Below are 6,313 nucleotides of genomic sequence, written 5' to 3'. Positions count from 1 at the left end.
GGTGTCCATCGAGGTCCGCTCGGCCAGACCACCCCAGCCCGCACCGGAGATGTTGGTCGACGACGCCCACATCCGCCGGGCCTCATCCTCGACCGTCTGGGCGTGCACATCAAAACGCCCCGCCATCGCCCGCATCGCGTCCGGATCGGTCATAAAACGTGTTGCCATGAAAATTTCTCCTTCTTGCTCGGAATTCGTTGTGGTGCCGGGCGGCGGCCCGGCGGACACGTCTGTTCAGGCCCCTTCCGTTACCCGCCGGCCGGCGAACGGGGCATAACTTTGGGGGCCTTGGCGGCGACCGCTCCGAGACCGCGTCCGGCCATCGCGCCCATCAGCGCGTTGCCGAACGGGCCACCGGGCAGACCCGACGACGCCGACATGGTCTGAATGGGCGCGCTGACTGTGGTGGACGGCAGCACCGGGGCGGCACGGACCATGCCGTCGGCAGCCATCGACCAGGCCTGCGGCACCTTCAGCGCGCCCATCGAGGCGGCCTGGCCGAGCTTGGCGGAGATCGCGTTGGTGGCCGACGTGAAATGGCCGGCCAGCACGCCGACCGCGCCCTGCAGCTTGTCGTTGACGAAGTCGCCGATCTGGGTCATCAGGGTTCCCGCGCCGCTGGCTCCGGCGGTCTGTCCGGCCAGAGCGCTCGTTCCGCCGATCGCGCCCAAGCGGGCGAGCTGCGGCAGCATCATCAGCATGCGCATCGCCATCATGCCGAACGACGTGCCCATCGTCAGTGGCGAGGTCAGCGAGTTGATCGAGGTGTCAAGAACCTTTCCGGGGATACCCAGCGCCTCGGCCGTCGCCTGGTCGATACCGGCCGCATCGAGCAGCCCGCCGACGGTGCCGAGGTTGTAGCCGCCGGTGCCTGTGTTACCGCCGGAGGGGTCGCCGGGCAGCGGGCCGCCCTCGGCCGGCCCGGCCTGCGTCGCCTGCGCCGAGTTCGGCGGCGAGGACTGGACCTGCATCAGATTGTTGTTGGCCTGGGCCGACGCGTTGTAGGTGTCCATCGCGGCGCCGTCCTGCGCCCACATCGCCTCGTACTGCGCCTCGGTCGCTGCGATCGCGGGGGTGTTCTGCCCGAAGAAGTTGGTCGAGATCAATGCCAGCAGCATCGCCCGGTTCGCCGCGATCACCGGCGGCGGAACCGATGCGGACCTGGCCGCCTCGAACAGTGCGGCCGCCTGGGTGGCCAATGCCGCGTTCTGGGTGGCGTTCGCCGACGCCTGCTCCAGCCAGGCCACATAGGGCGCAACCGCAGACGTCGCCGCCGCCGAACCCATCCCGGTCCACGTCGACCCCAGGTTGGTCACCACCGACTGGGTGGCCGTCGCCGACGTCGAGAGTTCGGCTGCCAGGTTCGTCCAGGCTGTCGCCGCCGCAAGCAGCGACTCCGAACCCGGCCCGGTATATATCAAGCCGGAGTTGATCTCCGGCGGGAACATACTGAAGCTCATCGACGCGCCCCGACTCAGCCGGCCGCAGCGGCGTTGGCAGCCTCGGTGAGGGCGTAGGCGTTGGAGTTCCCGCTCAAAGTGGCCACGATCTGCTGGTGAACCGCCGCAGCCTGGGCACTGACCTGCTGGAACAGCTGTGCGTGGGTGGCGAACTGAGCAGCAGTCATCGCCGACACCATGTCGGCGGCAGGGGGCACCACACCGGTGGTGGGCGCGGCCGCGGCGGCCATTCCCGCGGTCATAGAGTCACCGATTCCCGACAAGCTGCCCGCAGCCGCCGTCAGAACCTCCGGCTGAGCGGTTACGAATGACATCTTTCCTCCTGGAACCTGAAGCGATGTGGTGTTACGCGATCGAAGTCTGTGTCAGCAGTTGACGCACGTCACTCTAGCCGACCCGTGTAATAACGGTCTGATAAAGCTTTGGTTGCCGATGCGACCGACAGCTCAAGCCCGCGCGGCGCCGTCCTGGCGCTACGGGATGAGCCGGCGTGTTCACGATCGGGCAACCTCTCCAGATAGCTGTGGCGGCCGTTGCGGGTGTGGTCCCACTGCAGCCGGAAGCAGAACGTAACACCGGTACCAGCACGTGGTACAGCACGGCGACAAACATTCAGTAAAGGTTTGGGAACTGGTCAGACAACGCTGTCTTCACTTAGCCACGTGCCCCGGATTTGTCCGGGTCAACCGCCTGCAACCGGCCCAGGCGACCGGTTCGGTTGTGCGAAGCTAGGGTCGGCTCGCCAGCCCGCAAACGGTCAGCCGGCCACCAGTGAACCTACGGATGATCCGACGGAGCGTGCGATGACCTTCAACGAAGGCATGCAGATCGATACCAGCACCACCTCATCGGGCGGGGCCGGTCGCGGGATCGCGATCGGCGGTGGGGTCGCCGGGCTGGTGATCATGGTGCTGGCGCTGCTGCTGGGGGCCGATCCCGGCGATGTGCTCAGCCAGCAGCCGGTGGACCGCGGGCAGTACACGGCGCCGGGCTTCGATCTCAGCAAGTGCCGCACCGGCGCGGATGCCAATAAGTACGTGCAGTGCCGGGTGGTGGCCACCGCCAATTCGGTCGACGCGGTGTGGTCGGAGCTGTTCCGCGGCTACCGCCGCCCACAGGTGCAGCTGTTCAGCGGGCAGACCAGCACCGGCTGCGGGGTCGCCAGCAGTGCCGTCGGGCCGTTCTACTGCCCCGTCGACCAGACCGCCTACTTCGACACCGACTTCTTCCAGGTCCTCGTCGACCAGTTCGGCTCCAGCAGCGGGCCGCTGGCGCAGGAGTATGTGGTGGCCCACGAGTTCGGCCACCACGTGCAGAACCTGCGCGGCGTTCTCGGGCGGGCCCAGCACGGCGCGCAGGGCGCGACCGGCGCCGGAGTGCGCACCGAACTGCAGGCCGACTGCTACGCCGGGGTGTGGGCGCATTACGCGTCGGTGACCAAGCAGCAGAGCACCGGCGTGCCGTTCCTCAAGCCGTTGACCGACCAGGACATCCGCGATGCGCTGTCGGCGGCGTCGTCGGTGGGCGATGACCGCATCCAGCAGGCGGCCACCGGCCGGGTCAACCCGGAGTCCTGGACCCACGGCGCGTCGGCGCAGCGCCAGCACTGGTTCACCGTCGGCTACCAGACCGGTGACCCCAATCAGTGCGACACCTTCGCCGCCGCAGACCTGGGTTAAAGCGCCAGCAACCTGCGCAGTTCGGCGCGGCCCGCATCGTCGAGCGGCAGCAGCGGGCGCCGCGGCGGACCGGCCGGCACGCCGAGCAACTCCAAACCGGCCTTGACCGTGGTGGCCAGCCCGCCGGCGACGATGAACTCCAGCAGCGGCTTCAAGTCGTCGTAGAGCGCCTGGGCGGTGTCCAGCTCGCCTGTGGTGACCGCGGTGTAGAGGTCCAGGCACGCCGTCGGCCGCAGGTTGGGCGCCGCGGTGCACCAGCCGGCGGCCCCGGCGCGCAGCGCGTCGAGCACCAGCGGGTTGCTCCCGTTGAAGAAGGGCAGGCGCCCGTCGGACAGCTTGGCGATGCGCAACATCCGGGTCAGGTCCCCGGTGGACTCCTTGACCATGGTGACGTGCTCGATGCGCTCGAACATGCCCACCAACAGCTCCGGGCTCATGTCCACGCCGGAGGTAGCCGGGTTGTTGTAAGCGACGATGTCGATGTCGACGGCCTCGGACACCGCCGCATAGTGGGCGGTGATCTCCCGCTCGGACAGCGTCCAGTACGACACCGGGGCGATCATCACCGCGTCGGCGCCGGCCTGCGCGGCGTAGCGGGCGCGGCGCACCGTCGTCGCGGTGGTCAGGTCCGACACGCCGACCAGCACCGGCAGCCGTCCGGCGACCGCCGCGACCGACGCGTCGACGCATGTGTCGAACTCGCGTTCGCTGAGATAGGCGAGTTCACCGGTGCTGCCCAGCGGGGCGATGGCGTGCACGCCGGCGTCGACGAGACGGCCGATGACGGTGGTCAAGACCGCGGTGTCGATACCGCCGTCGTTGAAAGGCGTTACCGGGTAGCCGATGACGCCGTGCAACGGTGCTGCCACGGGATGCTCCTTATCTCTGGGTGATCGTCTAGCGGGTGATTGCGTCGGGGTGAGCCGCCAGTGCGCGGCGCGCGTAGTAGGCGAAATTGGCGGCGCTGCGCTTGGGTAGCAGGGTCCAGTCGTGGGCTTCGCGGGCCAGCGTTTCGGGGAGTTCCTTGATGGTCCCGGCGGCCATGGCGGCCAGCTGCAGCGCGGCGGCGCGCTCGATCAGCACCGCCAGTGAACAGGCTTCCTCCACGCTGGCTCCGGCCACGATCTGACCGTGGTGCGCCAACAGGATCGCCTTCTTGTCGCCGAGGGCCGCCGAGATGATCTCGCCCTCCTCGTTGCCGACCGGTACTCCCGGCCAGCTCGGCAGGAACGCACAGTCGTCATACAGCGGCGTGGTGTCCATGTGCGAGACCACCAGCGGGGTCTCCAGCATCGACAGCGCGGCCACGTGAAACGGATGGGTGTGCACGATGCACTGCACGTCGGGGCGTGCCCGGTAGATCCAGCTGTGGAATCGGTTGGCGGGGTTGGCCATTCCTTCACCGTCGAGGACGTTGAGATCTTCGTCGACAAGAAGCAGGTTGGCGTCGGTGATCTCGTCGAAGCCCAGGCCGAGGCGCTGGGTGTAGTAGGTGCCGGGCGCCTCGGCGCGGGCGGTGATCTGCCCGGCCAGGCCCGAGTCGTGGCCGCGGTCGAACAGCGCCCGGCAGGTCAGCGCCAATTTCTGGCGGGTGGACCAGCCGTCTTGGCCGAAGTTCTCGGCGAACCGGCGCTCGGCGCGCTGCATCAGCTCGGATTTGGAATCGTCGAAGGTGGTACCCATGGCAGCTCCTCGATGCGGACGGCTATGACACTACGCTACCTGATAGGACACTTTGTGTCATCATCGTATGTCATCATGGCTTCATGACGGCACTGTTGCGCACCGTCCGCAAGCAGCGGGGGTTGACTCTCGAGGGCCTCGCCGAGCGGACCGGGCTGACCAAGAGCTATCTGTCCAAGATCGAACGCAGCCGCAGCACACCGTCGATCGCGACGGCCATCAAGGTGGCCCAGGCCCTGGATGTCGATGTGGCGCAATTGTTCTCCGAGCGCGGTGACGAGGACAAGATCGCCGTGGACCGCGCCGCCGACCGCAGCACCGACCGGCAACGCTACCGGGCGATGGCCTCGGGAATGCTGGGAAAGTCGATGTCTCCGTTCGTGGTTCGTCCCACCGGGCGCGCCACCCACGACGGCCATCCGGTACACGGCGGACAGGAGTTCGTCTTCGTGCACAGTGGAACCGTGGAATTGGAGTTCGGCGATGCGACCTGGACCCTGACGGCCGGCGACAGCGCCTACTTCGACGCCTCGATCAGCCACCGTCTGCGCACGGTGGGCAGCGAACCGGCCGAGGTCGTCGTCGTCGCCGCGGACGAAGCCGGCACCGCGCGGTGAGCACCGAACTGCTGTTCTCCTACGGCACGCTGCGCCAGCCCGAGGTGCAGCGCAGCATCTTCGGACGCGAACTCGACGGCCGCACCGACGCGATCATCGGCTATGAGCTCGACTTCGTGACGATCACCGACCCGGAGGTGGTGGCCGTCAGCGGCAGCGACCGGCATCCGATCCTGCGCCCGTCTCAGGCACCCGACGCCCATGTTGACGGCACGGTGTTCGCCATCAGCACCGCCGAGCTGGCCGCCGCCGACGACTACGAAGTCGACGCCTACCGGCGGATCTCGGTGCCGCTGCGTTCCGGGGCACAGGCTTGGGTGTACGTGTTCGCCGACTGAGCTACCAGGGGCGCGTCGAGCAGGTCACGCCGCTGCCGCCCTGCTGGGACACCACCACTTCGCCGTCGACGGTGATCTCACAGTGAAACTCGGGGTTGATCCTCAAGCCCCCACTGGCGGTGACCAGCGCCCACTGGTTCGGGTCAGCCAACGTGGTGGTGTAGACCAGCGGCTGTCCCCCGCTGATCGGCACGCGGACGGTCTCGAGGTACTCCGAGGAGCGGGCGTTGTAGGCCGCCATGCTCGGCGGATCGGTCTTGATGTAGGAGATGTTGCCGGTCAGGTCGCTGGTGGCGGTGATGGTGTAGGTGACCTCGTGACCGCCGGTGGCGCCCTTCTTAGGCGCCTCGGCCGACGGCTCCGTCGGGCTTTCGGCCGGGGCTGCCGACGGCGTTTCAGCCGGGGTTTCGGCCGTGGACGGCGCCGTGGGCTCTGGATCCGCCACTGCCGTCGCCTGGCTGGCCACAAGTCCGGCGGCTGCCAACAGCACCGCCGTTCCGAGCCCGGCTGTCAGGTTTCGCATGGTCGTCATACCG

General features: G+C 68.0%; 9 protein-coding genes. 3 read left to right on the top strand and 6 right to left on the bottom strand.

The features are described from left to right. The 3 genes from AC5Y4Q_RS17780 to AC5Y4Q_RS17770 form a co-directional block, all read right to left on the bottom strand. The coding region (locus AC5Y4Q_RS17780; RefSeq protein ID WP_499959819.1) for a WXG100 family type VII secretion target at positions 1-168 on the bottom strand (168 nt) is incomplete at its 3' end. A gap of 80 nt (positions 169-248) precedes the next feature. Next, complete coding sequence (locus AC5Y4Q_RS17775) at positions 249-1,460, bottom strand: PPE family protein (protein WP_065019456.1); 1,212 nt, start codon at positions 1,458-1,460, stop codon at positions 249-251. 14 nt (positions 1,461-1,474) lie between these two features. After that, positions 1,475-1,774, bottom strand: a complete 300-nt coding sequence (locus tag AC5Y4Q_RS17770) for a PE family protein (RefSeq protein WP_064920365.1) — start codon at positions 1,772-1,774, stop codon at positions 1,475-1,477. Between the two features lie 489 nt (positions 1,775-2,263). On the opposite strand from AC5Y4Q_RS17770, the gene ypfJ reads away from it, so the two are divergent. Beyond that, positions 2,264-3,139 carry a KPN_02809 family neutral zinc metallopeptidase gene (gene ypfJ / locus AC5Y4Q_RS17765; protein WP_064920366.1) on the top strand — a complete coding sequence of 292 codons (876 nt, stop codon included), beginning with the start codon at positions 2,264-2,266 and terminating at the stop codon, positions 3,137-3,139. On the opposite strand, the gene AC5Y4Q_RS17760 is transcribed toward ypfJ, so the two are convergent. Next, positions 3,136-4,008, bottom strand: a complete 873-nt coding sequence (locus AC5Y4Q_RS17760) for a dihydrodipicolinate synthase family protein (RefSeq protein ID WP_499959808.1) — start codon at positions 4,006-4,008, stop codon at positions 3,136-3,138. The genes ypfJ and AC5Y4Q_RS17760 overlap by 4 nt on opposite strands. 28 nt (positions 4,009-4,036) lie before the next feature. Further along, positions 4,037-4,822 (bottom strand): aldolase, encoded by a 786-nt coding sequence (locus tag AC5Y4Q_RS17755; RefSeq protein WP_064920368.1) that lies wholly within the window; start codon positions 4,820-4,822, stop codon positions 4,037-4,039. A gap of 83 nt (positions 4,823-4,905) precedes the next feature. Between AC5Y4Q_RS17755 and AC5Y4Q_RS17750 the strand changes: the two genes are divergently transcribed. Continuing rightward, positions 4,906-5,439 carry a helix-turn-helix domain-containing protein gene (locus AC5Y4Q_RS17750; RefSeq protein WP_064920369.1) on the top strand — a complete coding sequence of 178 codons (534 nt, stop codon included), beginning with the start codon at positions 4,906-4,908 and terminating at the stop codon, positions 5,437-5,439. Then, the gene (locus AC5Y4Q_RS17745; protein ID WP_064920370.1) at positions 5,436-5,777 is read left to right on the top strand and encodes a gamma-glutamylcyclotransferase family protein; all 342 of its coding nucleotides are present in this window, start codon (positions 5,436-5,438) and stop codon (positions 5,775-5,777) included. Before AC5Y4Q_RS17750 ends, AC5Y4Q_RS17745 begins: the two co-directional genes overlap by 4 nt. Position 5,778: 1 nt before the next feature. On the opposite strand, the gene AC5Y4Q_RS17740 is transcribed toward AC5Y4Q_RS17745, so the two are convergent. Continuing rightward, positions 5,779-6,300: an Rv2576c family protein gene (locus AC5Y4Q_RS17740; protein WP_499959817.1), complete on the bottom strand. Its 522-nt coding sequence runs from the start codon at positions 6,298-6,300 to the stop codon at positions 5,779-5,781. Between the last annotated feature and the right edge of the window lie 13 nt (positions 6,301-6,313).

The organism is Mycobacterium sp. NGS16 (assembly GCF_059813225.1).
Note: the sequence above shows the minus strand (reverse complement) of the source record. Positions and strands in the feature narration are given on the sequence as shown.